This window comes from Phormidesmis sp. 146-12, from assembly GCF_052939495.1.
In genome coordinates, this window is record NZ_JBJPHS010000014.1 from 1 (window position 1) to 24,839 (window position 24,839).

The following is a 24,839-nucleotide window of genomic DNA, read 5'->3' on the forward strand; positions in this document are numbered from 1 at the left end:
GATCGATGGCTTTCTTGTCGATTCCCTCTCCTAAAAATCGTCCGGACTATTGTTAATTCAGCCATTTAACTGAGAATTGTCTCCGTCGTCTCACTCAAATCGCTAGAATAATGAAAATTATCAAAAGCAGGCTCCATGATTCCTACCGTTATTGAAACGTCTGGTCGGGGCGAACGCGCCTTTGACATCTATTCTCGACTGTTGCGAGAGCGAATCATTTTTCTGGGGCAGGCGATCGACGCAGACGTTGCCAACCTGATTGTCGCCCAACTGCTCTTCCTGCAATCAGAAGACTCCGAGAAGGACATTTACGTTTACATCAACTCTCCGGGGGGTTCTGTTTCGGCAGGTATGGCGATCTACGACACGATGCGTCAGATTACACCGCCAGTCAGCACGATTTGCGTCGGGTTTGCTGCCAGCATGGGAGCGTTTTTACTCAGCGCTGGCACCAAAGGCAAACGGATGAGCCTTCCCCACTCGCGGATCATGATTCACCAACCGTTGGGGGGTGCCCAGGGTCAAGCGACTGATATCGAAATCCAGGCCAGAGAAATTCTCTACCATAAGCAGCGCCTCAACGAAATGCTGGCAGAGCATACCGGACAATCGATCGAGCGCATCCAGGAAGACACTGAGCGCGACTTCTTTATGTCAGCCGAAGAATCCAGAGCCTATGGACTGATCGACCAAGTAATTGAGCGTCGTCCGTCAGCTACCCGGCCCGCAGTGGTGAAGTAAGCGGTCGGGAGTGAGGAGTGAGGAGTAAAGACTTTAGACCCAAGACCTAAATTTCCTCTGTCTAGAGTCCAAAGTCTCATCCCTCATTCCTTTCTTAAAATGGAATCTGACTCATTGAGGGATGTCCCTTTGAGGGCAAAGCCTTGAGGTAGTGCAGAAACTCTAACAACTCGTCTTCGGTGAGTTCGGCGCGGGTTTTTTTGCCATAGGTTTGTTGGAGGTAGGTGCTGCCCTGTTTCTTTGTCCAGCCGATTCGCTCGATCTCGGCGCCAATCTGGGCGATCGCATCTGACAAATCCACTGGGTCGTGCTGCATATCGGGCACTGTGACCTTGGCAGACTCTACCGCAGGCTCAAACGCTTCGGTGTACTCATACTCCATCTCGATCGCTGGCTCAGGCGTGTCCAAACCCGGAAACGTGGATAAGAAATCGTCGGACTGAGCAACAGAAGGCGCTTCTTTTTTCTTAGTGCGGCCGCGAGGAGGAGACGCAATTTCTTCGGGCGTGGGGATGGGGTCTACTGGGGAAGCGAAACTATCTGCATCTCTGAGGGTCGGCTCTGTAGACGATTGACTTTCAGAAAGCTGAGGGGTTGCTAAACTGCCTGCAATCTCTGGTTGGGAGGCTTCGGTCATCAGTCGGGCTGACATCTCAAAGGCTGAAACGCTGGGAGAGGCAAGGTGAGTCGGGGCGATGCCCAAAACCTCCATTGCACGAATTCTGGCTCGATCTTCGGCAAGCTCAACGCGATCGGCGGCAGCCATCCCAGTCGCCATCGTCAATCCGCCCACTTGTACCAAAGCACGGACGACAAACTGACCTTCATGAACCTGGACTAGCTCAGAACTGAGGGCACCTGTCGGATAACGGCTGCGGAGTTGAGCAAACAAACTGTGACTCGTGGATTGGTGCAGTTCCGCAGGCAGCGCTTCACGCAGGGCAAACATAGCAGGGTTCAGCGAGTCATCTTGCGGTGTAGACGAATACATAGTGGTCGAGCGATCGATGTTAGAAATCAGATGGGTTGCATTCATGTCCATTCTAGGTGGTAGGGGACTCGACACTCTCTGGTCACAGCCTCAACTATCCCTCTCAAGAGAGAATTTGAAAGTTGCTCTGTGTGAGAAATTATAAAGTAATGGATTATCTCAGATTGTGATCACCTTTTCTTTAAATTAAATCTAAAAAGTTAATCTCAAAGGTTCTGCTCGATACCTGACCTCGCCAAAAAGTCTTGCTATAGTGGGTCACTTAAGAGGAGTTCTAATAACCGGATCAGCCTTTATTGTCTCTTATGAAATGATTTATAAAAAAGCTTTGGAAAGTCAAGAACCACTTCGGATCAATTTTGAACGTCAGCTTAAGCGCATTCAGCGAGATGTGTTGAGAATGGGGGCGCTTGTTGAGAATTCTTGTTGCTTAGCGAGGCAGGCTTTGTTTGAGCAAGATTTAGATGCGCCCCAGCGAATTAGGATTCAGGACAAGCAAATCGATCGCCTCTACAAACAGATCGAGTTGGAATGTGTTAATTTAATCGCCCTTCAGTCTCCTGTGGCTCAAGATTTGCGGCTGCTGAGTGCCCTGATGCAGCTTGTCCGTGACTTAGAGCGCATCGGAGACTACGCCAAAAACTTGGGAGATGTGGCCGTTCGCTTATTTCCTTACCCAGTTTCTCCTCACATGGGCGAAATTCGGATGATGTTCGATCGCTGTCGGGCCATGTTAGCGATGAGTTTGGCTGCGTTATCTAATTTAGATGCGGAGTCTGGGCTAGAGGTGAAACTCAAGGATGATGCGGTCGATTCAGACTACGAAAATCTTTATACTGTCCTGGCACATCAGTCTGACATCCAAGGCGTTGTAGAACCGATCGTTCTTTTAGTGCTCTTGATTCGCCACTTGGAACGCATGGCCGACCACGCCACTAATATTGGAAAGCGAGTTGCTTACATCGTGACGGGGCAGAGGTAAGGAACGAAGTTCTCCTTCATCCCTACTTCTTGTGGCGATCGTGCCCCTTTTCATGACAGTATTGAAAATAGCGCCTATCTGAAAAACCTGAGTGAAGATCGTTAGAATGACCTTTTTGGGTTAACTTAGGTGACCGATCGTGGGCAGACAAGCGACCTGAGTGTGCGACACTTCGCAGAGACATCCAACACGCTTTGAGAGGAGAGGTCTCTAGAATTGTCATTCGAGACAATGAACTGAGCAATTGGGTGAGCTTGGGTCAACTGACTGCGATCGGGCTGTGACGGCTGAAAACCGCAGACTCCCCACTGCCCAACGGGGAAACCACACAGGCAAGTGCCTTTTTGCGTTGAGTGAAAGGGGGTTGACTTGACCCTGTGGAAGCGCGAAACGCACGAACGAACAGAAGATTACGAGGACATATCGCTGCATGGAATTCTCGATCGCCGAACTGCTGGCAAATTTTACAGAAGATAAGCTGGTCGCCCCCAAAGCTCTAGAGAAAAAATTAGAGTGTCTCAACGAAGCCAGTCTCCGCAGATTGCAGATTACGCTAGATGCCCTGGAAAAAGTCGGCATTTTGGTGAAAGAGCGAGGCAAATATCGTCGAGTCACCGAAGACGGCGTGGTCGAAGGTAAGCTGCGCTGTTCGAGTAAGGGCTTTTGTTTTGCAATTCAAGATATCGAAGGGTCAGAAGATATTTACATTCGCGAAAGCCAGCTAAATCATGCCTGGAACGGCGATCGTGTATTGGTGCGTGTGACCAAAGAAGGCAGTCGTCGCCGCAGTCCTGAAGGTGAAGTTCGGTTAATTTTAGAAAGGGCAAATCCTTCGGTGCTGGCTCGGCTCAAGAAAGCGGATTCTGGAGACTATCGGGCTGTGCCCTTGGACGATCGTCTCTTATTTGAGTTGGATCTTAGAGAAAACGGCAATCACCTAGAAGACGCGATCGATAACCTGGTGCATGTCGAAGTGCAGCGCTATCCATTGGGGCAACATGCCCCGATCGGCAAAGTCGCCAAAATTCTCGGCCCCGATTCTGAAGCGGCCGACATCGATATCGTTTGCTGCAAACATGACTTACCGCGGGCTTTCCCCGACCATGTTTTGGCCGCCACAAAAGGACTATCCGCCAAAATTAGCAAAGTCGAACTGAAAAAAAGGCTGGATCTGCGTGGGTTGACGACGGTTACGATCAAAGCGCAGGCGACCGATAGTGCCGATGATGCGATTACGCTCGATCGCACCGATGACGGCAACTGGCAGTTAGGCATTCATATTGCCGATGTGGCCCACTATGTTGAGGCGGGCGGATCGGTCGATCGTGAAGCTCAAAGACGTGGCGTTTCGGTCTATTTGGGCGAATTGGTGCTGCCCATGCTGCCTGAGCAACTCACTGACAACCTCTGTTCGCTACAGCCCGGAAAAGATCGATTGGCGATTTCGGTCGTGCTGACGTTAAACACAGACGGGCAAGTGATTGAGTTTGAAATTCAGCCGACGGTGATTCAGATCAACTATCAACTCAGCTATCACCAGGCAGAATTGATTCTCGCCAAGCAGCACACCGAAGAAGTTCAAGAATTTGAGCCAATCTTTGAAATGCTGTCTCACTTGTCAGAGTTGAGCCACGCCATCAAAGAGCAGCGCCGCCAGCGAGGAGCCTTTGAACTCAATCTGCCCGAAAAAATTTACGCTCGTCCCGATGGGTCAGAAGCCCCTGAAGAAGCTGATAAGTACACATTTAGCAAGTTTCACTACGACGACGAAGGATCTTTAGGAGCGGTAGTCGTTTCTTCGACGTTGCCCATTCACTCGATGATTGTTGAGTTGATGCTGTTGACCAATCAGACCGTCGCAACTCACCTTCACGCTTTAGAAGTTCCTGCTGTCTATCGCGTCCACCCCACGCCCGACCCAGACGACGTACAAGAACTGATCAAGCTAGCCGTCAGCATGGGCATTGACCTAAAGCTAGAACAGGAAGATGAAGTGCATCCGCAGGACTATCAAAATCTAACCCACAAATTTGCAGAATCTGAGTCAGAACGAGTACTAACTTATCTGCTGTTGTCCACGCTCAAACCTGCTTTTTATAGCACGACTCCAAAATCGCACTTTGGGCTGTCTTTAGAGCAGGGATACACTCACTTTACGTCTCCCGTTCGGCGCTACCCTGATTTGCTGGTGCATCGGGCCCTCCATGCTTTGTTTGAAGACGGGCGCGATCGTCGCTCTACTCGTGCCAAAGAAAGCGTCCATCTGCGTCATAGCTCCAGTCACGGACAAATCACCTGGAACGTATTGCCCACCGAAATTCATCAAGAGTTAGAGAGCCATTTTTCAGCCGTGGTGGTGCATCTGAGCGAACGCGAAAAAATCGCCCAGGATGCCGAAAACGACTTGGAAGGGCTGAAAAAAGCCGAACTGATGAAAGAACGCACGGGCGAGATCTTCCACGGGCTGATTACGGGAGTTCAATCCTACGGCTTGTTTGTTGAGATCGAAGAACTCTTGGTCGAGGGGCTGGTTCATGTCAGTTCGCTTAAGGATGACTGGTATGAGTTTCGATCGCGCCAACAAACCCTCGTCGGACGCAAAAATCGCAAACAGTATCGACTGGGCGATCGGATCGAAGTGCAGGTCAAGAGTGTCGATTATTACCGTCAGCAGATTGACCTGATTGCTGTAGGCGGAGGCAGCGAAGCCAGCGAAGAAGATCTCGAAGGTGAAGACAACGCCCTCGATCAAGAACTCGATAGTGAGGAATAATAAGGAAGACAATAAGGAAGATTTTGAGTATTGAGTTTTGGGTTTAAGTGTAAAAACTGCTCAGAATGTTAGATTCAAAATCCGAACTTAAAATCAATGAGCGTCTTCTGTGCCTTCTAATTCTTCTCGTCCGCTTATTTTGGGCATTTCGGGAGCTTCTGGGCTGATATATGCCGTTCGTGCGCTCAAGTATTTGCTAGAGGCGGAGTATACGATCGAGCTTGTCGCTTCTAAAGCAACCTATATGGTCTGGCAAGCTGAGAAAAATATTCGGATGCCTGCTGACCCTCTGCAACAAGAGGAATTTTGGCGGCAGCAGTGTGGAGTCGAGCTTGGCGGCCAACTGACCTGTCACTCAGCTACTAATGTCGGTGCTAATATCGCCAGTGGCTCATTTCGTACGGTAGGGATGCTGGTGATTCCCTGTAGTATGAGTACCGTGGCAAAATTGGCAGTCGGATTGAGTTCTGATTTGCTGGAGCGATCGGCTGATGTGCAGCTTAAAGAAGGTCGCAGGCTGGTGATTGTGCCGCGCGAAACGCCGTTTAGCCTGATTCATCTTCGCAATCTGACCACCCTCGCAGAAGCGGGAACCCGGATTGTACCCGCGATCCCGGCGTGGTATCACAACCCTCAGACGATCGAAGATCTCGTCGATTTTGTCGTCGCCCGTGCGTTGGATCAGTTAGAAATTGACTGCGTTCCTATCGATCGCTGGAAAGAAGGCTAGGATCAACAATGAGTTCTCAGTTTTGAGATTTGAATTTGCCCACCTCAAAACTCAACGCTCACAACTCAAGACTCAAAAACTATGCCTCTTCTTCGTCTCATCCTGCTGCTCGGAATTGCCGTCCTGTTGCTGCTGTTTGTGTTGCCCAACTGGGCACCGTCGATGCAGCTTGTCTTTTTGGGCATTCGATCGCCTGCATTTCCCTTGTCGCTATGGATTTTGGGCGCGATTGCGGCAGGCATTGTCACCACCCTTGTCATTTCGATTTTGTTTCGGCTGACAGGCTTCACCGCTCAACGCAAAGGACGAAAAAAGGCGCGATCGTTTGATCAGTCTTCCGCTAGAGCTTATTCCTACACGCAGTCCCCTGCTTCAGAACCCACGCCCCAAGCTGCCAACAAATCATCAGACTGGGAGGAAGACGCTTCAGATTGGTTTGACGACGATTCAAGCTGGGAAGACGAACCAAAAGACCGCAAACGCACCTCCGCTTCTCCGTCCCCTGACTCTGAGACTCGCTCATCCTACTCTTACAGCTACCGCGACCCTAAAGCGACTCGCCCTGCTGCGCCTGACTCTGTGGTGGATGCTGACTACCGGGTGATCATTCCGCCAAACCGCAATCTCGACCAAAATGAGGACGATGAGGGATGAAAGAATCGCTTCTATCGCTTGAGAAATGCTAATTCTTCCACTGTGTTCTTGACCGTATTTTTGACAGTTAGCTAAATCTTTTGAGTTCGCTAAACTAACTATCTACCGGGACTTCGATCGCAGCCACATTCTCTCCAGGCTCTCGATCGTGTTGTGATAGGTGGCCGCTTTGTAAGCAAGATGTGCGTGTAGAGCAGGTCAGTCAAGACGGGGGTGACAACCATGTTGATTGCAGTGGCTCCCATTCATTTATGCAGCAAGTCTTCTATCGAAATTCGTCTGGTCAAAAGCAGCGATCGCTCAATCCTCCAAAAACGCTAGGCTGGTGTAGAACCCTTATTCAATCAACGGACAACTCTTTTGTTAAAAGGCGTAAATCTCTATCTCATCGGCATGATGGGGGTTGGCAAAACCACGATCGGACGCTTGCTGGCAGACCAACTTGATTACCAATTTTTTGATGTTGATGCCATCATCGAGCAGGCCAGCGGGCAGTCAATTTCTCAAATCTTTGCAGAGTCGGGTGAAGCAGCGTTTCGACAGCTAGAAACTAACGTTTTGGCAGAATTAGCTCCTTACACTCGACTTGCGATCGCGACGGGCGGCGGTATTGTCCTCAAACCCGAAAACTGGGGATATCTGCGGCATGGAGTCATCGTTTGGCTAGACTTGCCCCTGGATGAGCTTTACAACCGCTTGCAGCACGATCGCAGCCGTCCCCTGCTACAGTCTTCAGAAACGCTCAAACCGAGACTCAACACGCTGACAGCCCAGCGTCAATCCCTATACGCTCAGGCAGATGTGAAAATTACAGCACAAGCTAATGAGTCTCCGACTGAGGTGTCTAGGCGAGTTATGGAAGCGATCGCTCAAGCCTGTCAGCAGAAGATCGCCGCCACTCAGGAGATCGATCGACTCAATCGAGAGGCTCCTTATAAAATTCAGAATCAGATTCAAAACAACTAGCTTCAAAACAGTTAAGGGCAGAAATGAGAGAATCAGACGGGAAAATAACTCTCCCATGATTCTCTTATCTCCACCCTCTCATACGTTGCAGAGTTCAAGATTGGACGAATAGCCTTTTCTCAATCGTTGTCCAACGCTGAAGGAATGCCCAAAATGGGGCAGGGAAAGTCCTGACCCAACTGCTGTATCAGTGAATGAGCGGTCGTTTCACAACCCAAAATCAAGAGTGAAGCGGACTCTTCTTGAACCACAGACCTTAACTCTTCGGCTACGGTGCCAAATCGCAGATGCGTCTTTAGTGACCCTCGCCACTCATCCGCTAGACAGCGCGCTTGCCAGAGAATGCGATCGGCTTGCTCAAATACGTCCGACATCCCGATTGGTTGGATGAAATCACTGAGTTCGGGTAGCTCGACTACTGCTGTCTGATGACCCTGACGATCGGCTTTGCGAGGATATGGGCGCTCTCTCAGATCTACCCGATTTTCAACCTCTCGAATGCTTTCTGTAGGGCAATAGACCGGGATCTTAGTCGTTTTGTTTTCGACGACATACACAACCTGTACAGTGACTTGTTTGCCAGTGGCGAGCCGGGTCTGATGGGCAATCCACAGCGTCAAGTCTAGAGCCGTTTGACTACAAGGAGAACCCGAATAGCCAACCGCCAAATTGATTTCTTGCTTAGAATTTGGGGTCAGAGAATGCGCTTTGGGCAAAAGCACCATTTGATTCACTAGATCAGAACGACCCAGCGTGCTTTGAAGCCGCACCAACATGGACAAAATATTCACAGTAAAACCTCTCAGGATTAGGATAGGCGAGAGGTGGGTCAGGGCTAAACTCAACACTCAGAACAAATCCGAGCTTGAGATACCAGGAGACCTCAATGACAGTTGCTGACAGTAGCAAGTCTTGGGCGCTCCTCCCATTGCCGACGGAGTTAGCTGACGGGCTAAGACTGGAAGGTGTCTCTCTTAATCTGGGTAAGATTCGCCCCAAAAGGTTGGTTCCTCCGCTTCAAATTCGCAACTCAGAACATTTACTGAGCCAAAATTTAGATTAGGCTACCCACTCAAATAATGGTTTGACGGCACATGAAGGAGAATCCAACTTAGAGTTATGGAATCCTTCATTGATCAATCTAGTGCAGCTTTATGGTAAAAGGCTGCTACTTTTAAGACAAAAATCGTTTCTGCTTGAGTTTATTTAACCGCAAACTCTAACAGTATAACAGCGCAAATTACAGGTCTGCCTGTCCTATGAAAAGATATGTTTTGTTAGTGTCTGTTATCTAGACTACAAATACAACTATTTCATAAAGATTTTAGATTAATATCTGTCTAAAGACTCAGCTTAAAAGGAAGTTTAATCAGATGTTTTGAGCAGCCTCTGGGGTAGTGGAGATTCTTGGGAGACTGCTTTCTGGCTAGAGAATCTCTTAATTAACAAAGTTGAGAATTTGTGACGTTTGTTTCGACGTTTGTTTCTAATAAATTTTTGTATAGACGATTGGTTCTAGTAGCTCTTTTGAATTTGCCAAGCAGCTCTAAATAAGCAAAGGGTAAAACGATCGGCCAAAGTAGCGTCGCGATCGTCAACACAATTAAAGACATCTGTTTTTCTTCTTTTGACATATCAGCGTCTTGTCGGAAAAAACCCAGCCAGCCGATAAACAAAATGGGCATCATACCAAGGTAAAAAACACCCAGGAAGAACAACAGTGTCTGCATTGTGGATAACCCTCATGAATGATGTTTTAGGAACTGATAGGGCTTCAATCGCTTGTTAATGGACGAGAAATGGTATCCGAAGCGCCTTCTATACAAATACAGGGAAGCTCTGCTGATTCCATGAGCGTGAATACGTAAGCTGTTTTCAAGATGAGAGGTATTAAAAAATAAACTACCTCAAATCTACGGACAAGGGTTTCGTATGAGTCGCTACCTGATACGTTTAGTAGAAAGTTTACTTGAATTTGCTCCTTGCTGGACTGATCTGAGCCAACCAAAAATTCTCTTTTCCTAGAAGTGATGTCACTCAAAGTTTACGGTTTTAGGAGTCTATCGTGCCTTGAGTGAATGCTACTGACTCCATGATCTCCCTTTGGTTGTAGCAAAAAAACACGGTGCCATGTCTCTTACTTATGAGGGATCGTTTGCGGCGATACTGATGCATCTAGGCAATCGGTCATGGGTTATTAGTCATGAAATGCTCACTTTTTGAACTAACTTTTAGGCTCTAAACAGCAGGTAAACTCCAATTAACGCGATCGCCACCCCCAAAACTGCTCTCAAACTAACTCTTTCACCCATGTAAACGGCAATCGGCAAAATAAATAAAGGACTTGTATTGGTGAGCGCCTGAGCAACCCCAGTAGCGGTATATTTTAAAGCGGTCTGCTGAAGCCAGATACCCAGGTAGGTGCTGACAAAGGCGGTTCCGACTACTACCTTGAGCAATCGATGAGACTGGAGTGGTTTGATTAGACTACGAGACTGCCCCCGCAAAACGACCCAGAGAAACAGGACGATCGTGCATCCCAATAATCGGATCAGGGTACTCCAGAGAGGGTCTACATTAGTTCCTGACAGGGCGGCCCGTGATAAGACGGCTCCTCCAGATTGTCCCAGGGCTGCCAAAACGCCAAAGATTAGACCTCGTAGGGGACGAAAGTGAGTTTCAGCTTCAGATGGGGGAACCCGTTCGAGGACGACCCATATCACTCCGGTGAGGGTCAGTCCGATTCCTAACCAGGCTGAGAGCGGCAGACTTTCTTGCAGAAATATCAGGGCTAATAGGGCTGACAAAGAGGGGGAGAGGGTTTCCAAGACCAGCGTTCGTCTGGCTCCGATGCAGTTGAGGGTGTTGAAGTAAGCGGTGTCTCCAAAGGCGATGCCCAAAATGCCGCTGAGGAGGAGCAAAATCCAGCTTGTGGGGCTGATATCGGGAATGGGTTGTCCTTGTAAAACCAGCGTAATCAGCAGGAAGACGATCGCAATCCATCCTTTAGTGAGATTTAAAATCAAGGGCGACACCTGCCGTCCGACACCTGTATAGATGATGGAAGCGATCGCCCAAATCAAAGCGGCCGTCAGCGCAGCAAATTCTCCTCTAAATTGGAGCAAACCAGCGGGAAGTAAGGACATAGCAGACAGAAGGTGAGGGCGGCAAATCTAAAACTCAGAACTCAAACCTTTTTCAAGAGGTCTGCTGTTTGGTGAGGCTCGACGATCGTATTGGCGCAGAGAATTCCAGAGGCGGCGACAGCGGGCACTCCAATTCCGGGAAGCGTGCTGTCTCCGACGCGGTAAAGTCCAGAAATGGGCGTATGGCAACTGGGAAACCTGCCTTGACCAACGGCGATCGCGGCTCCATACGTCCCCTGATGACGGCGCAAGTAATGGGCGTGAGTGAGGGGAGTGCCGATTAGCTCCAGGACAATGCGCGATCGCAGGTCAGGAATAATCCGTTCTAACGCACGAAACAGGGAGTGCGATCGCGATCTTTTCCTCTCTTCATAGGTGTCGTCTCGGTGCCATCCCTCAAACGGTTCTAGCGTGTAGGCGTGGAGGGCGTGGTGTCCAGGGGGTGCCAGATTTGCATCCCAGACTGAGGGAATCGAAATCATGCAGGTGTTTCCTGGCGTAGTGATGTCTTGAGCCGCATCGTGAACGACGACGTGGTGCCCGGTCAGATTTTCTAAGCCGTTCGATCGGATGCCCAGATGCAGATGCATAAAGCTATCGACTGTGGGCGTGTCTAGCGAAGTCTGACGGTAAGCCGCAGGCAGATCAGTCGGTTTGAGTAACTTGGTGTAGGTGTCCCAAATTGTGGCGTTAGAGAGCACGATCGGAGCCGTCAAAATTTCCCCTTTTGTCTCTCCTTTTCTCAGCCCTTTTCTGAGCTGTACGCCTTGCACTTTGCCAGACTCAACCAAAATCTGCTCAACGTGAGTGCCCAACCGAAGCGTGCCGCCCCACTTTTCTAATCCTCTGATCAGCGCTTGAATAATCGCTCCACTGCCGCCGATCGGGTAGTCGATCACCGATCGCGTGCGCTCTCCAAACATAAAGGCGACTTCGGGGGCGATCGTGCCGTGAGCTTTCAACCCTGACAGCAAAAAGCACTCCAAGTCAATCAACCGCCGTACCCAGGGGTCGGTTACCGTCTCATCCATTAGTGCGCCCACTGACCCTTGAATCACGCCTATCTGAGGCAGCAGTTTCAATAAAGTGGGCAGATAGCGACTTAGCAAGACTGGAATCAGCTTCAAATCGGCTCTCAGGGCCAGCGTGGGAATTTCTCGTAAGCTGTCGTAAAGTTTGAGAAAGCGCTGTTCGAGTTGGGCCAGTTGGGTTGCCCCTTGAGGCGTAATTTGGGCAATTGCCTGCCGATAGCGGTCTGAGTTGCCGTACACCGGGAAGGTGCCTTCGGGAAAATGATAGTGACCAAACGGATCGTACGCGATCGCTGCCACCGACTCGCCCAATACGTCCAACACTTGTCGCAATGGATTGACTGAATTGGGGTCAGCCAATCCACAATAAAACGACGGGCCAGAATCGAAGTGAAACCCCTGCCGCACAAAGCTGTGAGCTGCCCCACCCGGAATATTGTGGCTTTCACAGACAATTACTCGTTTGCCATATCGAGCCAGCAGGGCCCCCGCGACCAGTCCGCCGATTCCACTGCCGATGACGATCGCGTCTGCGTTGGTTTGACTTTGCATCGTAGATGTTTAGGTAAATGTTTAGATCGGGCCGGTTTGAAGTCTGGGCGGCTAGAGTAAAACGTATTGCAATTCTCACTTAAGGAACTTTGCGACGATTGCGCTTTCCCCTAATTTAAGTAGTGATGAAGTGCGATCGAGCAGTTACGCAATTACAAGGAGCTTAATGCATGGTACAGGCACAACAAGGCGATACGGTCAAAGTCCACTACACAGGTAAGCTGGACGACGGAACGGTTTTTGACTCCTCGGCGAGTGGCGATCCTTTAGAATTTACGATCGGGTCGGGCAATATCATTCCAGGGTTTGAGAAAGCCGTTGTGGGCATGAGTCCTGGTGATTCTAAAACAGAAGTGATTCCGGTAGATGAGGCCTATGGTCATCATCGAGAAGAAATGGTGCTAGTGGTCGATCGCACCCAGATGCCCTCTGATTTAGAACCCGAAGTTGGTCAACAGCTACAAATTCAACAGCCTTCAGGTCAGACAATTCCCGTGGTGATCACTGACATCTCTGAGGCTGAAGTGACGCTCGACGCAAATCATCCTTTAGCGGGCGAAGATCTGACGTTTGACATTCAATTGGTCGAAATTGGCTAAATTCTGAGTTTTTGGCGACGAGATTGGCTTTGTGATCTGGGCGATCGGTCTGGAGGCAGGGCCAATTTTTGTGAAAATCAATGGAATTGCTCAGTCCGTTCGTAACTACGGAAAAAATTATCGTATAACTTTCTTAAATTTCCGTAATGTATTGTTGGGGAACTGAAGTCGATTGTCGCCAAATGCCTGATTTGCCCCTCACGGCAGATCCAGATTGAGAAGATTATTGTATTCTTGGATAATCTTGCTCATCCTCTATACGCCATGCCAGACAAGGTTTTCAGAGTTTCTGACTCAAGATCTGCGCGGTTTGTATCTCCTCATGAAGTTTGACAAGACTACTTGTGCATGGTTTCTATCTATATGGACTCGTTAAAACTTAAAAAATTATGAGGAAGGGACTTCTGCACAAGCCCATCGTTGTTTTTGGTTCCGTTATTGACAAAGTGATCTTCACGCATGTGGTGGTGATCGGCTTACCCACTCTGATTTACTACTTCATCTTGAAGAGCGGATGGAATCTCCTTGCCTTGCATGTGTGCATCCCCATCCTCTATTTTTTGACCTCGATCGTGGTGATTGGGGAGTCGGTTTCAACGGCGATCGCCTACTCAACTCCACGCAAACAAAAACCTCGACTCGGAACGCTGCAACGCTGGCTGAGAATGCCTCGCACCTATGCTACTCATCGACATTTGCCGTCTGAGCCAAAACGCCCGCTGCCCAAGTGTTCTCTCGTCGTCGTGGCATATCTGCCCAATGAGCAGCACATCATTGTCAAGACGCTGAAGTACATCCTAAACAATGTGCACCGTCCCGAGGCTGGGCTAGAAGTGATTTTGGCATACAACAGTCCGGTTCGGCTGCCCGTCGAAGATGAGCTAGAACGCCTCGCCGAACAGTATCCAGAATTGCGCCTGCTGTATGTCGAAGAAAGTCACTCAAAAGCCGAAAACCTGAATGCTGCGCTGAGAATTGTCACGGGCGAGGTGACGGGAATTTTGGATGCTGACCATCGCCCGATCGCTGATTGCTTCAAACGTGCGTGGAGTTGGCTGGCGAGTAATCGCTACGCAGTGGTTCAGGGTCGCAATGTAATTCGCAACAACAATAGCAATTTTTTGACGCGGATGATCGCTGTTGAGTTTGAGTGCATGTATGGGGTGAGCCATCCTGCCAAGTCGCTGCTGGCCGATACGGGCATGTTTTGTGGCTCAAATGGCTATTGGCGGACGGCTGTCCTCAAGCGGATTCGGTTTGCTCCTAGCATGATGACGGAGGATATTGACGCGACCCTGCGTACCCTGCTGAGAGGACACAATATTGTCCATGAACCCAGCATTATCACCACAGAATTGGCTCCGATCGACGTGCGATCGTTCTGGTTTCAGCGCAAACGGTGGGCCCAAGGCTGGCTCGAAGTGACGCTCAAGCATCAAGTGCCGCTGCTGCATTCTCACAAGTTAGACGCTTGGCAAAAGCTTTATTGGACGCTGCTTTTGATTTATAGCGCTGGGTTTCACTTTGTCGCGCTGCAAATTTTTCCGATGTTGTTTAGTTTGAGTTTGAGTCAGACGGAGCCACCGATCATTCCTCAAGAATATGTGTGGGCAACCACTGCTCTGACGCTGATGAGCGGGCCGATTCAAACTTTGGTGGCGTGGCGAGTCAGAAATAAGATGGTGAAACATCCGATTCGGGATTTTGTGGTCTATTGCTTGTTTATCCCGTTCTATTGTGTGTTTAAGAATGTGATTGCGATTATTGCCATCTACGATCACATTTTGGGTAATACGGAGTGGGTTGTCACCAAGCGTGGATTTCGCGAATCTGTTGCGGCTACACCTTCTAGACGAGAAGTATTGCGTAAAGCGAGCTAGTCAAAATCGTTCCTTTCTCAGTTCAGAGGTTCCTCACACGCTTCTTTGAACTTGATCAGAGATTAAAAGTTGTTTGAAATGCTACATTTTGAATCGTCGTGAGCGGCACCTGATAAAAATATTGACGATAAAACTGTTCTTCTCGAATCTCAGCTAGAAACTGTTCGGTGACTCTGGCGATCGCTTCTGATGACTGCGATTCTCTGGCTGCATTCCAGGTGATCTGAAAGCGGTCGGAATAAGTGACGCTAAAGCCCAAATATTCCAGTGCTTTGAAGCCACTTTTGAGGGGACGATCGCTGATTCCTAACCGTTCGGTCAACTGCTGGCGCGTGGCAGCTTCTCCAGTGCGGCTCAAATATTTGGCGATACCGACCAGTTGGGCCCAAATCTCGTGGGGAGGCGTGAGTGTGGGCGTAGGATACGCGATCGCCAGGTGACTTTTTGCGTTGAGGGCGCGACGAAACCAGGCTTGTAGGTCGCTCCAACTGGTGGGGCAGCTTTGCACTTTGAGCAGCTTTTCGGGGGTATTGGAGGGCATCTCAGTGCGCCAGTCGAGAATCCAATCCACTTGTGGCGAAGCTGTCTGAACGGAGGTTTCACAGGGACGAACGGCCACCAAGCGCACTTCATACTGTTTGCGAAAGGTATTGTTTTCGAGTTCGACGATCGCATCACAGCGACCTTGAGGAATTTCGTGGCTGTAGTGTCCCCACCAGAGACCGGGAAAGCCCGTTGTGACCGTTTCGTCCAGGATTTTGAACTCGGTTTGAATATAGCGGACTTCTTGCCCCTTCCAGTCGCGACTGTTGCGATGTTTGCCCACTTCAAACCAGCAATTTTGGATTAGCAGTTTGGGAATCGGATTGCCCATGCCGCAAGGTTCGATTAGTTTGAGTTCTTGAAATAGCTCAAATCCCAATTCTTGAACGGTGACCTGTAGATCGGCTTTGAGGGAAGGCGTAGCAGGAAGGGGCTGCTGGCGCGATCGCTGGTTGATCGCCTCGACAAAGAGCGGTAGATTTTCGACAGGTAAACTCAGCCCTGCTGCAAACGGATGTCCGCCAAAGCGATGAAGCAGATGCGCCTGATCTTTGACCAGTTGGTATAAATCAATTTGATTGGCAGAGCGGGCAGACCCACGAGCTAGCGATCGATCTGAAGAATGATTTGCTGCCTCGGTGCTGAGAAGAATGGTAGGTCGCCCGTATTCTTGAGCGATTTGACCTGCGACGAGTCCCAATACGCCCAGATTCCACTGGTCATCCCAGAGAACGATTACGCCTGTGGTGGAGAGATCTAGCTGGGCAAGTTTGGCGGTCACCTGTTGGGCAACATCTTTTTGTAAAGCTTTGCGGCGAGCGTTGGCCAATTCGGTCGCGTCGGCTAATTCTTGACAGCGCTGGGGGTCTTGACTCGTCAGCAACTCTACACAAAAGTGAGCATCTCCCTGAATGCGGCTGACAGCGTTGATGCGCGGGCCGAGACCAAAGGAAATATCGGTGGCTCGATCGCCGCTCCGATGACACCGTTCTAACAATCTCGTGATGCCGGGGCGGGTCTGTTCAGAGGGTTTGCGCTTGCTGTGAGTCTGGAGTTGTTGGATGCCTTTTTGGGCGAGATAGCGACAGTCGCCTTTGAGTTCTACCAGGTCGGCAATGAGTCCGATCGCCACCAGATCGAGCAGCGTTTCTAATGGTTTTTTGGGTACCTCTGGCATCGTTTGGTAGAGCGCTTCGAGCAGTTTGTAGGCAACGGCAACGCCTGAAAGTTTGGCTAATGGATGGTCAGCCGAAAAATAGCGCGAGTTGAGAATGGCGGCCACAGGCGGACGATCTTTGGGCAAGGTGTGGTGATCGGTGATGATTACGTCGATTCCTAGACTTTGAGCGTAGGTCAATTCGTCCAGGTTGGTGCTGCCTGTGTCGCAGGTGACGATTAGCTGACAGCCTTTTGCTTTGAGCGCGTCAATGCCCGAATTGGACAAGCCGTGAGACTCGGTGAGCCGATTGGGAATGAAGTAAAAAAGCTGCTGATTTTGGGCAAAAAATTCTCCCAGCCCATCCCACAAAACCGCCGTTGAAGTCACGCCGTCGGCATCAAAATCTCCCCAGATGGCGATCGTTTCCTGAGATTCGTAAGCCGCTTTGAGTCGTTGAACCGCCGATCGCATCTCCTGCCCAAATTCAAAGGCGCTCGTTGGTTTGTAAAGATCAGCATTCAAATAGCCCGCCAATTTCTCAGGGTCGCGAATGCCGCGTTGCCAAAGCAGTTGAGCCACATACCGACCTTTCACGCCGTGAAACTCAAGCGTTTGAATGAATTCTGCTGGTGGCAACTCTGATTGAATAGCCCAAGCGATCGCTGACATGAATAATTCCTCAGATTTTGGGGTGCCTCAAGGTTGAGATTTCAAATTTCGGATCTCAAATTTTGGATCTCATGTTTTGGGGTTTGGGCGACGGGGACGCTTCCAGACGGCTCGTTCTGCTTTTTCTCGCTCGTAGGCGATCAGTCTGCCGTAGTATTCATGCTCACTGAGATTTAGCGATAAGAAAACGTGTCGCCGCATATTGCCAAAACCCTTGCGATCGAAGAACTTAACGGCGGGAAGATTTTCGGGATCGGTATCCACCATCATAAATCTTGCCCCATCATCGATCATGCGTTCTACCAGCTTATCGACCAGTTTGTCCGCTACCCCGCGCCGCTGAAAGTCGGGAGACACGCCTAGCCAAATGATGTAGCCATAAACCAGCGAGGCTTTGTTGATCACGGTTCCGAGAATGAATCCGGCGACGCGATCGTCCACTGCGGCCACCAGGCAATATTCGGGATCGGTGTTGTAGAGTCCGATCACTTCCCACTCATCCCAGGTGCGATAAATGTAGGGGTACAGATCGCTGGTAAAAAGCCTTTCGCCCAAATGATAAACGGCAGCCAGATCATCAATCTCCATATCCCGAACTTCGATCGGAGGTGAGATGACTTCGCTGCTAAAAGATTCCGTCATAAAAATAATTCCTACGCCCTATCTTGATTACAACGGAATTTCTTGAATCTCTGCAAAGTTAGGTAAGCGTACAGTCGATTCCTCACCATCTCCTCGTTGACAGCGTGTTGCAAAACTACAGTCTGCACACTGCTTTGAGCCTTCTGCCACTTGCGGAAAAGACTCGCCTTGCTCGTAGCGATCGATCCATCCGCTCAATCGTTGGAGTAGCTGGGTTAGATCTCGCTGAGTTTGCTGATGAGTCGTTGAACTGTAGGAAAACTTGAGGCTTTGCGGGTCAGCGTCTTCTCCAGACTTCGATTGAAAAAACCAGTAAGTCATCGAAATCTGCCCAGGATCGTAGTGACTCGTCTCCGCCAACACGAACGGATAGAGGCGAGTTTGCCAATTTTCTGCCAGTTGTCTTGACTTCAACGGTTTTGGGTAGGTTTTCCAGTCGAGAATTTGGGCCTGAGAGTCGCTCATCACCAACAAGTCATACACCACCGTTAGCAAATGCCCTTCTACCTCCAGAGTGCGCTGATGCTCACTTTGACGAAAGGTGGGTGCCTCTAGCTCCAAAATCCTGGGAGCCGCTCCCACAAATGCCGTAAACCACTGATTTAACTGCTCGTCTTCGCGAATAAACGGTTCCACCGGAAGCCCCATCTCCCACTGCTGCATCAACGAGTGAAAGCGGCTCCCCAACATCAAGCGCGCCTGCTGATCGGGTGTGGTGGGCGCTCCCAACTGTTCTAAATAAGTGTGCTGAAACTTACGCGGACAGGTTTCGAGGAGGTTTAACTGTCCTTGGGAAAGACGCATGGGAAGGGATGAGGGATGAGGGATGAAAGGGGAATGGCACGATCGCTAACCCCATTCTAAGTTTTTCGTTACACCTCACACCTCACTTCTCTCCCATCACCCTTTTGTCAATACAAACACGCTGCCCTCGTTGCCGCGCCCGATGCGGAGGTCTTCGTCCAGGTAGGTGATGTCTAGCCAACCTTGCTGATCGCGGTTTTCGACGCTGAAATCGATCGCCGCCAGTTTTTGTCCTGATTCAAGCTGCTCGATAAAGCGATCGGGGGTTTGATAGCCGATAAGTCGCTGAAGTCCAATCACCGATCGCTCAAATTTCACATCTACCCGTCGCTCAGAGACAGGTTTGAATCGGGCCCCAATGCTGACGATCGTCTCGACAAAGGGCAATCCAATCAGTTCGGCAATGTTGTAGAGCTTGGCTTCGGGGGCGCGAATGCTTTGGTAAACCTGCCCCAATTTGAGAAAAGGCACCTGATCGATGCTCAAAATCCCCCGACTGGTGGTGTAGATTAACCGCCAATCACCATCTAATAGATCCAAGGCTTCGATCGGGCGAGGAGTGGGATTGCGATCTTCGAGTTGAGCGATCGCCGCCAAAATCGCCTGCTTTTGAGAATCGGTTGCCAGCAGGCCTCGATTTTTGCCTGCGATCGTTTCTAATAGTGCTGCCTTCCCGATCATTCGCGTTCAACCCCGTAAACAGATGATAGGATAGCCGACTGATTACCCAATCGTAATTCTGCGGTCGGGATCAGAGGACGATTATTACAAATTTTCTTAAATGCAGCGATCGCTTTTCATAGCCAATTTCTAACCTGGAAAAAGCAACCTTGACATCTGCCAAAAAATGTGAGAATTCCCTGTTCCAATTTCCTTCCTGGATGGTAGACTCTGGTTGTTTCACTGCGTATAAGATTTAAGTAAAGCAACGTTAATTTTTGTTGTGTCTATGACTTACAACCCCTCATTACGTGAAGAACCGCGTGGGCAACGGGCCGCTGTGATTCCAGTCCAGCAAGAGTCCTCGATTCTAGATTGGCTAGAAAATACGGGCCGCCTGTTGGCTCGTGAGCCAGTGGATGCTGAATATCCAGGTAGCGAAGAAGAAATCACGGAGTTCATTTCAGAGGATGACAACTCCTTTGATCTCGACGACGACGATGATTTAGATCTCGAAGATTAGGTTGATCGGTTTATGGTTAGCCAAACTTAACCAAGTCTTGACCATAGACCTTTCCGAGTTGACCTAAAGTTCAAGGTATTGGACGATTTTTCCGAAAAAAGTCCTTTGGTTGGTGTGGTGTACTTGTGGAGTGAAGTGAGATTCTTGTGGACGCAAAGTTATTTACAAATCGGTCATTCAGCCTTTCCGGAACGCGCTTATTTTTGTGCGTGACGATCGGGCTTTCGGTAGCGGCGCTGGGGTTAGACTGGCTAGCTGGACGATCGCTCGACCAAGGAGCCTCGCTAACTTTATCCTTGTGGATTTCTGCTCTGGCGACGGCTGGTGTGGGGTTCTGGGCAGTTCCGCTACTGCGGGTGCTCAAAGCAGGACAGGTGATTCGAGAAGATGGGCCGCAGTCCCACTTAAAGAAGGCAGGGACTCCGACGATGGGAGGCGCGTTCTTTGTTCCGGTGGCAGTGGGAATCGCGATCGTGCTTTCCAACTTCTCGCCGAATGTAATGGCCGTTTCTGCGCTAACCATGGCTTATGCGGCGATCGGCTTTTTGGATGATTGGCAGATTATTCGCTACAAGTCCAACAAGGGCATTTCGCCTCGCTTAAAGATGGGGCTACAAATTGGCTTCGCGATCGCGTTCTGCGTCTGGATGTACGCCACACAGCCCGTTAGCATCACGACTCTGGCGCTTCCCTTTGGATTAATGTTGCCGTTGGGCGGCTTGTTTTGGCTGCTGGCTTCCTTTGTGCTGGTCGCTGAGAGCAATGCAACCAACCTAACGGATGGCATGGATGGTTTGGCTGGGGGAACGGTGGCGATCGCGCTACTGGGTCTCGGTGCCCTGGTGGGTCAGACTTCACCCGACTTGATGGTTTTCTGCGCTTGTTTGAGTGGCGGCTGTGTAGGATTTTTGGTTCACAATCGCAATCCGGCCCGCGTTTTTATGGGCGATACAGGATCGCTGGCGCTGGGCGGTGCATTGGCGGCCGTTGCCCTGATTAGCAATTCGCTGTTTGCTCTACTGATTTTGAGCGGATTGTTTGTGATCGAAACGCTGTCTGTGATCGCCCAAGTTAGCTACTACAAAGCAACCAAGGACTCAAACGGCATTGGCAAGCGTCTCTTTAAAATGTCGCCTTTCCACAATCATCTAGAGTTGACGGGCTGGACAGAGACTCAAGTGGTCGGCTGGTTTTATGCGATCGCCACCCTCCTGGCAATTCTCACCTTCACAATTCGCTAACTAAATGGTTTTACGTTTCGATTCACTAATTTTGAAACTGAGTCGCTTATGTAAGCAAAGTCTAGTATCATAGTGAATCGAAACCTTGGAGAGATGGCTGAGTGGTCGAAAGCGGCAGATTGCTAATCTGTTGATGGTTTTAGGACTATCCGAGGGTTCGAATCCCTCTCTCTCCGTCCCAAATCGACCACTTGTAATGGGTCATGAATGTTCTAAATGTTCGTGGCCCATTCTTGTTTTTGAGCCAAATCGACAAACGTGTGTATTTTCTGAGGCAATTGGTTTAAGATGAGGCTCATTTCTAAGCGGTTGTGGCTTTTAGCAACTGCATACGAGACATTGAGGGGTTTACATTCGATGAGTCACTTGTCTTCACATCCTAAGCCGAAGTCGGCAGTCTCTCCGAGATACCCGCGAGGGGTCGCTCTTGCTGCCTTCGATTCTAGCCACTCACAACAACATCCTCAAAGCTCTCCGAGATACCCGCGAGGGGTCGCTCTTGCTGCCCTAACCCTAGCCGTCGGGTTTCTCACCGCAGCCTGTCAAGAAGCCGCTCCGCCACCTAATGCGGCCTCTCCGGGCACAACGACCGCTCCAGCCGCCGCTCCCACGACAGAAGCAAAAGGGCTGAAGATTGGGTCGCTCTTACCTGCAACGGGGGATTTGGGGTCGATCGGGCAGCAAATGATTGCTACAGTTCCGCTTTTAGTCGAGACGGTCAATCAGTGCGGTGGCGTAAATGGTGAGCCTGTCACCCTCGTTTCGGTCGATGACCAGACCGATCCCTCAGCGGGGACAGAAGGCATGACTCGGCTAGCCGAAGCTGAAAAAGTGGCGGGAGTCGTCGGATCGTTTGCCAGTAGCGTTTCGACAGCAGCGTTGCCCGTAGCCGTTCGCAATAAAGTTGTGTTGATTTCCCCTGGCAGCACCAGTCCCGTTTTTACTCAACAGGCGAAGGAAGGCAAGTTTCAGGGCTATTGGGCGCGGACGGCTCCTCCGGACACCTATCAGGCTCAAGCGCTGGCGAAATTAGCCCAAGAGCGCGGCTTTAAAACGGCAGGTACGATCGTCATCAACAACGACTACGGGGTGGGCTTTGAAAAAGAATTTGTAAAAGCCTTTGAGAAATTAGGCGGCACGATCACGAACGCTTCTAAGCCGACTCGCTACGATCCCAAAGCAACGACGTTTCAAACCGAGGCGGCGGCCGCCTTTGCAGGTAAGCCTGATGCGGTGGCGGCCGTGCTTTATGCGGATACGGGCAGTCTGTTGGTCAAGTCTGCGTTTGAGCAAGGGGTGAGCAAAGGAACTCAACTGCTGCTAACGGATGGCGTTTATTCACCCGATTTTGTCTCCAAGGTGGGCAAAACTCAAGATGGCAAATCGATCTTGTCCGGGGCGATCGGTACCGTTCCGGGTGCCAATGGCAAAGCGCTAGATGCCTTCACAAAACTTTGGGCTGAGAAACAAAAGCGTCCCCTCGCTCCCTATGCGGCCCATTCCTGGGATGCCGCCGCAATTCTAGTATTAGCGGCCCAATCCGCCAAAGCCAATACAGGAGAAGCCATCAAAGACAAACTGCGCGAAGTGACCAATGCTCCTGGGACAGAAGTCACAGATGTTTGTAAAGGGCTAGAACTTCTCAAAAAAGGCGAGAAGATCAACTACCAGGGCGCAAGCGGCAACGTCAATATTGACGAAAGTGGAGATGTCATCGGCAACTACGATGTTTGGACAGTCAAAGATGATGGCTCTCTAGCCGTGATTGGCAAGGTTAGCCCTCAGTAGACCGGAGTAGCTAGTAAATTTCTGAACGGTCAGTCTTTAGAACTCTCCCGATTGGGGTGCGATCAGGTCATTAAGCCAGCCGTCAATTTGAGCCAACAGGCGATGAGAGGCGGCTGAACTGATCGCATCTGTATCGCTAAATCGCTCCAACGCCCGGTTGTAATCTGAGATCGCATAGTTCCAGTCTCCTGACAGATGGTGCGCTCGCCCTCGTGCCCCAAAAATGTGGGCTTCTAAAACGCTGGTGGAACCGTTGGACAACAATTGGGTGATTTGCAGGGCGTGATCAAAGTTCTCGATCGCTTGAGCAAATTCTTCTAGCTCTCGAAACGTAATTCCCTGATTGATCCAGGCGCGAATGTTGGTGGGGTCGAGGTCGATTGCCATTTCATAATCTGCGAGAGCCTCCGTCAGACAGCCTTGAGCTGCATAGTAGTTGGCGCGATTATTGTAAGCGCTGGCCAACTTGGGGTTGAGATGAATGGCGTAGTTGTAGTCATCCAACGCTGCGCCAAACTGACCCGATTGAAAATGAACCAATCCTCGGTTGTTGAAGTCTACAGAGCTGGAGGGGTTCCGTTCGAGGAGAAGGTTGAGTCCCTCGATCGCGTCCCTGTAGTTTCCTTTGCGAGCTTCACAGAGAGATTGTTGTCTCAGCAACCGATCCTGCTCACTCGGCTCTAGCCAGGTGGTGCGACGGGTGCTTTCTAGAGGTCTGCGACGCTGGCGAAGCGGATTTGTAGTGGAGCTACGGCGAGTAACGTGCGTTCTTCCACTCTTGAGATAAGTCGGACGTAAAGATCTGGAGTTGTCTTGACTGAGAGAAGTACGAGCGTTCATGCAATCCTCACTAGGCTTCTGGATTAACCTTATCGACTTGACGACTAAATTTTTTCTGCCTACGTGTCACAACCTGATACGTCTACGGTTAGATTTTAGATCTGTGAGGTGACAGCCGTGTTGCGTCGTGGTTTCGACAACAAGTTCTACAATGCCAATTCAGGTTATTTCTGACGAAACAGGAATTGACACACGGGTTCACACTTCTGGGTTAAACGATTGGGTAACAGGACGGATAGAAATTTACGCGAACTTTGCATAACCTTAATATTCCCGCAAAATTAATTCACTAACGGCGGCTCACCTGTGTTGCGAGTCATAAAGCCTGAGGCAGACTGATCGCTCAACTTGATAAAATGCGGCAATCAAGCGATCGCACCAGTGTTGAACTGGGCTAAACAAGCTGTTTATGACGACCACATTTTCCTACCCCAACACGTCCGATTTGACCGCAGATGACTATCTAGTGCTGGGTTTGGCAACCTGCTATATCAAAGATGATGGTGAAGTGCATGAGGTGAAGGTGATTGAGCCGATTCCGTCTGCGGCACTCGAAGCGATCGTCAAAGGGATTCCGACTTCTTACTCCAAAGCGATCGCGACGACGATCGGCACCGTTTTGAGTGATGAAACGCCTCAACTCCCGGATGGTTTTCCGGCTGACGCTCAATTTTGTGATGATTTCAGCTTTCGGGCGACGGCGGCGGCTCGGACGTTTAAAGCACGATCGCAGGCGCAGTCTCACATCGCGATCGGAACAACCCGCACCGACTTTAACCACTCTACCGAACGCAAACGGGTGCTCAATTCTCAGCGTATCGTCAGCACCGAAGACAACGTAAAACAGCACGAACACACTCATAAGGTGCTGTAGGCTTGGATTTGGGCATGGGGCAACCTCAAACAATGCTTTTAGAATAGTACA

The 24,839-nt window shown here is 50.1% G+C and carries 22 protein-coding genes, 1 tRNA gene and 1 riboswitch; of the genes, 13 read left to right on the top strand and 10 right to left on the bottom strand.

The window, feature by feature from the left end:
• Positions 1–135 precede the first annotated feature (135 nt).
• Positions 136–741 carry an ATP-dependent Clp endopeptidase proteolytic subunit ClpP gene (clpP, locus tag ACKFKF_RS08615; protein WP_446857507.1) on the top strand — a complete coding sequence of 202 codons (606 nt, stop codon included), beginning with the start codon at positions 136–138 and terminating at the stop codon, positions 739–741.
• Between the two features lie 94 nt (positions 742–835).
• On the opposite strand, the gene ACKFKF_RS08620 is transcribed toward clpP, so the two are convergent.
• Positions 836–1,777: a hypothetical protein gene (locus ACKFKF_RS08620; RefSeq protein ID WP_446867359.1), complete on the bottom strand. Its 942-nt coding sequence runs from the start codon at positions 1,775–1,777 to the stop codon at positions 836–838.
• A gap of 265 nt (positions 1,778–2,042) precedes the next feature.
• On the opposite strand from ACKFKF_RS08620, the gene phoU reads away from it, so the two are divergent.
• The 5 genes from phoU (at position 2,043) to ACKFKF_RS08645 (ending at position 7,837) form a co-directional block, all read left to right on the top strand.
• Positions 2,043–2,714: a phosphate signaling complex protein PhoU gene (gene phoU / locus ACKFKF_RS08625; protein ID WP_446867360.1), complete on the top strand. Its 672-nt coding sequence runs from the start codon at positions 2,043–2,045 to the stop codon at positions 2,712–2,714.
• 430 nt (positions 2,715–3,144) lie between these two features.
• Positions 3,145–5,487, top strand: coding sequence for a ribonuclease R family protein (locus ACKFKF_RS08630; protein WP_446857504.1), 2,343 nt, complete (start codon positions 3,145–3,147; stop codon positions 5,485–5,487).
• 109 nt (positions 5,488–5,596) lie between these two features.
• A complete protein-coding gene (locus ACKFKF_RS08635) occupies positions 5,597–6,217 on the top strand; it encodes a flavin prenyltransferase UbiX (protein WP_446867361.1) in 621 nt (206 codons plus the stop codon).
• Between the two features lie 81 nt (positions 6,218–6,298).
• A complete protein-coding gene (locus tag ACKFKF_RS08640) occupies positions 6,299–6,871 on the top strand; it encodes a hypothetical protein (protein WP_446867362.1) in 573 nt (190 codons plus the stop codon).
• 360 nt (positions 6,872–7,231) lie between these two features.
• Positions 7,232–7,837: a shikimate kinase gene (locus ACKFKF_RS08645; protein WP_446867363.1), complete on the top strand. Its 606-nt coding sequence runs from the start codon at positions 7,232–7,234 to the stop codon at positions 7,835–7,837.
• A 119-nt stretch (positions 7,838–7,956) separates the two neighbouring features.
• On the opposite strand, the gene ACKFKF_RS08650 is transcribed toward ACKFKF_RS08645, so the two are convergent.
• The 4 genes from ACKFKF_RS08650 to ACKFKF_RS08665 form a co-directional block, all read right to left on the bottom strand.
• A complete protein-coding gene (locus ACKFKF_RS08650) occupies positions 7,957–8,628 on the bottom strand; it encodes a universal stress protein (protein ID WP_446867364.1) in 672 nt (223 codons plus the stop codon).
• Between the two features lie 126 nt (positions 8,629–8,754).
• Positions 8,755–8,883: riboswitch (cyclic di-AMP (ydaO/yuaA leader) on the bottom strand.
• A gap of 396 nt (positions 8,884–9,279) precedes the next feature.
• The gene (locus ACKFKF_RS08655) at positions 9,280–9,522 is read right to left on the bottom strand and encodes a hypothetical protein (protein WP_446867365.1); all 243 of its coding nucleotides are present in this window, start codon (positions 9,520–9,522) and stop codon (positions 9,280–9,282) included.
• Between the two features lie 546 nt (positions 9,523–10,068).
• Positions 10,069–10,983: a DMT family transporter gene (locus tag ACKFKF_RS08660; RefSeq protein ID WP_446867366.1), complete on the bottom strand. Its 915-nt coding sequence runs from the start codon at positions 10,981–10,983 to the stop codon at positions 10,069–10,071.
• Positions 10,984–11,024: 41 nt separating this feature from the next.
• On the bottom strand, positions 11,025–12,566 hold the full coding sequence (locus tag ACKFKF_RS08665; RefSeq protein ID WP_446867367.1) for a phytoene desaturase family protein: 1,542 nt from the start codon (positions 12,564–12,566) through the stop codon (positions 11,025–11,027).
• A gap of 170 nt (positions 12,567–12,736) precedes the next feature.
• Between ACKFKF_RS08665 and ACKFKF_RS08670 the strand changes: the two genes are divergently transcribed.
• Both ACKFKF_RS08670 and ACKFKF_RS08675 read left to right on the top strand, forming a co-directional pair.
• Positions 12,737–13,165: an FKBP-type peptidyl-prolyl cis-trans isomerase gene (locus ACKFKF_RS08670; RefSeq protein WP_446857495.1), complete on the top strand. Its 429-nt coding sequence runs from the start codon at positions 12,737–12,739 to the stop codon at positions 13,163–13,165.
• Positions 13,166–13,554: 389 nt separating this feature from the next.
• Positions 13,555–15,045, top strand: coding sequence for a glycosyltransferase family 2 protein (locus ACKFKF_RS08675; RefSeq protein ID WP_446867368.1), 1,491 nt, complete (start codon positions 13,555–13,557; stop codon positions 15,043–15,045).
• A gap of 55 nt (positions 15,046–15,100) precedes the next feature.
• Here the strand turns inward: ACKFKF_RS08675 and recJ are convergent, their stop codons facing one another.
• From recJ to ACKFKF_RS08695, 4 genes are all read right to left on the bottom strand, one after another.
• Positions 15,101–17,416 (bottom strand): single-stranded-DNA-specific exonuclease RecJ, encoded by a 2,316-nt coding sequence (recJ, locus tag ACKFKF_RS08680; protein ID WP_446867369.1) that lies wholly within the window; start codon positions 17,414–17,416, stop codon positions 15,101–15,103.
• 69 nt (positions 17,417–17,485) lie between these two features.
• On the bottom strand, positions 17,486–18,058 hold the full coding sequence (locus ACKFKF_RS08685; protein ID WP_446857492.1) for a GNAT family N-acetyltransferase: 573 nt from the start codon (positions 18,056–18,058) through the stop codon (positions 17,486–17,488).
• A gap of 27 nt (positions 18,059–18,085) precedes the next feature.
• Complete coding sequence (locus tag ACKFKF_RS08690) at positions 18,086–18,862, bottom strand: PD-(D/E)XK nuclease family protein (protein WP_446857491.1); 777 nt, start codon at positions 18,860–18,862, stop codon at positions 18,086–18,088.
• 96 nt (positions 18,863–18,958) lie between these two features.
• Complete coding sequence (locus ACKFKF_RS08695; protein WP_446857490.1) at positions 18,959–19,543, bottom strand: PAP/fibrillin family protein; 585 nt, start codon at positions 19,541–19,543, stop codon at positions 18,959–18,961.
• Between the two features lie 268 nt (positions 19,544–19,811).
• Between ACKFKF_RS08695 and ACKFKF_RS08700 the strand changes: the two genes are divergently transcribed.
• The 4 genes from ACKFKF_RS08700 (at position 19,812) to ACKFKF_RS08715 (ending at position 23,074) form a co-directional block, all read left to right on the top strand.
• Entirely contained in the window at positions 19,812–20,045 is a 234-nt protein-coding gene (locus tag ACKFKF_RS08700; RefSeq protein WP_446857489.1) for a DUF3134 domain-containing protein, read from the top strand.
• Between the two features lie 146 nt (positions 20,046–20,191).
• On the top strand, positions 20,192–21,286 hold the full coding sequence (gene mraY / locus ACKFKF_RS08705; RefSeq protein ID WP_446867370.1) for a phospho-N-acetylmuramoyl-pentapeptide-transferase: 1,095 nt from the start codon (positions 20,192–20,194) through the stop codon (positions 21,284–21,286).
• 87 nt (positions 21,287–21,373) lie between these two features.
• Positions 21,374–21,462: transfer RNA gene (locus tag ACKFKF_RS08710), tRNA-Ser, on the top strand.
• A gap of 190 nt (positions 21,463–21,652) precedes the next feature.
• Positions 21,653–23,074: an ABC transporter substrate-binding protein gene (locus ACKFKF_RS08715; protein WP_446867371.1), complete on the top strand. Its 1,422-nt coding sequence runs from the start codon at positions 21,653–21,655 to the stop codon at positions 23,072–23,074.
• Positions 23,075–23,110: 36 nt separating this feature from the next.
• On the opposite strand, the gene ACKFKF_RS08720 is transcribed toward ACKFKF_RS08715, so the two are convergent.
• Positions 23,111–23,914: a tetratricopeptide repeat protein gene (locus tag ACKFKF_RS08720; protein ID WP_446867372.1), complete on the bottom strand. Its 804-nt coding sequence runs from the start codon at positions 23,912–23,914 to the stop codon at positions 23,111–23,113.
• Positions 23,915–24,323: 409 nt separating this feature from the next.
• Between ACKFKF_RS08720 and ACKFKF_RS08725 the strand changes: the two genes are divergently transcribed.
• Entirely contained in the window at positions 24,324–24,788 is a 465-nt protein-coding gene (locus ACKFKF_RS08725) for a hypothetical protein (protein ID WP_446867373.1), read from the top strand.
• Positions 24,789–24,839 lie beyond the last annotated feature (51 nt).

What these genes read in the sequence shown, in the direction of transcription:
- ACKFKF_RS08660 (WP_446867366.1), bottom strand. Translation starts at nt 10,983, where the DNA reads ATGTCCTTACTTCCCGCTGGTTTGCTCCAATTTAGAGGAGAATTTGCT.
- ACKFKF_RS08695 (WP_446857490.1), bottom strand. Translation starts at nt 19,543, where the DNA reads ATGATCGGGAAGGCAGCACTATTAGAAACGATCGCAGGCAAAAATCGA.
- ACKFKF_RS08630 (WP_446857504.1), top strand. Translation starts at nt 3,145, where the DNA reads ATGGAATTCTCGATCGCCGAACTGCTGGCAAATTTTACAGAAGATAAG.
- ACKFKF_RS08640 (WP_446867362.1), top strand. Translation starts at nt 6,299, where the DNA reads ATGCCTCTTCTTCGTCTCATCCTGCTGCTCGGAATTGCCGTCCTGTTG.
- ACKFKF_RS08655 (WP_446867365.1), bottom strand. Translation starts at nt 9,522, where the DNA reads ATGCCCATTTTGTTTATCGGCTGGCTGGGTTTTTTCCGACAAGACGCT.
- ACKFKF_RS08700 (WP_446857489.1), top strand. Translation starts at nt 19,812, where the DNA reads ATGACTTACAACCCCTCATTACGTGAAGAACCGCGTGGGCAACGGGCC.
- ACKFKF_RS08675 (WP_446867368.1), top strand. Translation starts at nt 13,555, where the DNA reads ATGAGGAAGGGACTTCTGCACAAGCCCATCGTTGTTTTTGGTTCCGTT.
- phoU (WP_446867360.1), top strand. Translation starts at nt 2,043, where the DNA reads ATGATTTATAAAAAAGCTTTGGAAAGTCAAGAACCACTTCGGATCAAT.
- ACKFKF_RS08685 (WP_446857492.1), bottom strand. Translation starts at nt 18,058, where the DNA reads ATGACGGAATCTTTTAGCAGCGAAGTCATCTCACCTCCGATCGAAGTT.
- ACKFKF_RS08725 (WP_446867373.1), top strand. Translation starts at nt 24,324, where the DNA reads ATGACGACCACATTTTCCTACCCCAACACGTCCGATTTGACCGCAGAT.
- recJ (WP_446867369.1), bottom strand. Translation starts at nt 17,416, where the DNA reads ATGTCAGCGATCGCTTGGGCTATTCAATCAGAGTTGCCACCAGCAGAA.
- ACKFKF_RS08670 (WP_446857495.1), top strand. Translation starts at nt 12,737, where the DNA reads ATGGTACAGGCACAACAAGGCGATACGGTCAAAGTCCACTACACAGGT.
- ACKFKF_RS08720 (WP_446867372.1), bottom strand. Translation starts at nt 23,914, where the DNA reads ATGAACGCTCGTACTTCTCTCAGTCAAGACAACTCCAGATCTTTACGT.
- ACKFKF_RS08665 (WP_446867367.1), bottom strand. Translation starts at nt 12,566, where the DNA reads ATGCAAAGTCAAACCAACGCAGACGCGATCGTCATCGGCAGTGGAATC.
- ACKFKF_RS08690 (WP_446857491.1), bottom strand. Translation starts at nt 18,862, where the DNA reads ATGCGTCTTTCCCAAGGACAGTTAAACCTCCTCGAAACCTGTCCGCGT.
- ACKFKF_RS08620 (WP_446867359.1), bottom strand. Translation starts at nt 1,777, where the DNA reads ATGAATGCAACCCATCTGATTTCTAACATCGATCGCTCGACCACTATG.
- clpP (WP_446857507.1), top strand. Translation starts at nt 136, where the DNA reads ATGATTCCTACCGTTATTGAAACGTCTGGTCGGGGCGAACGCGCCTTT.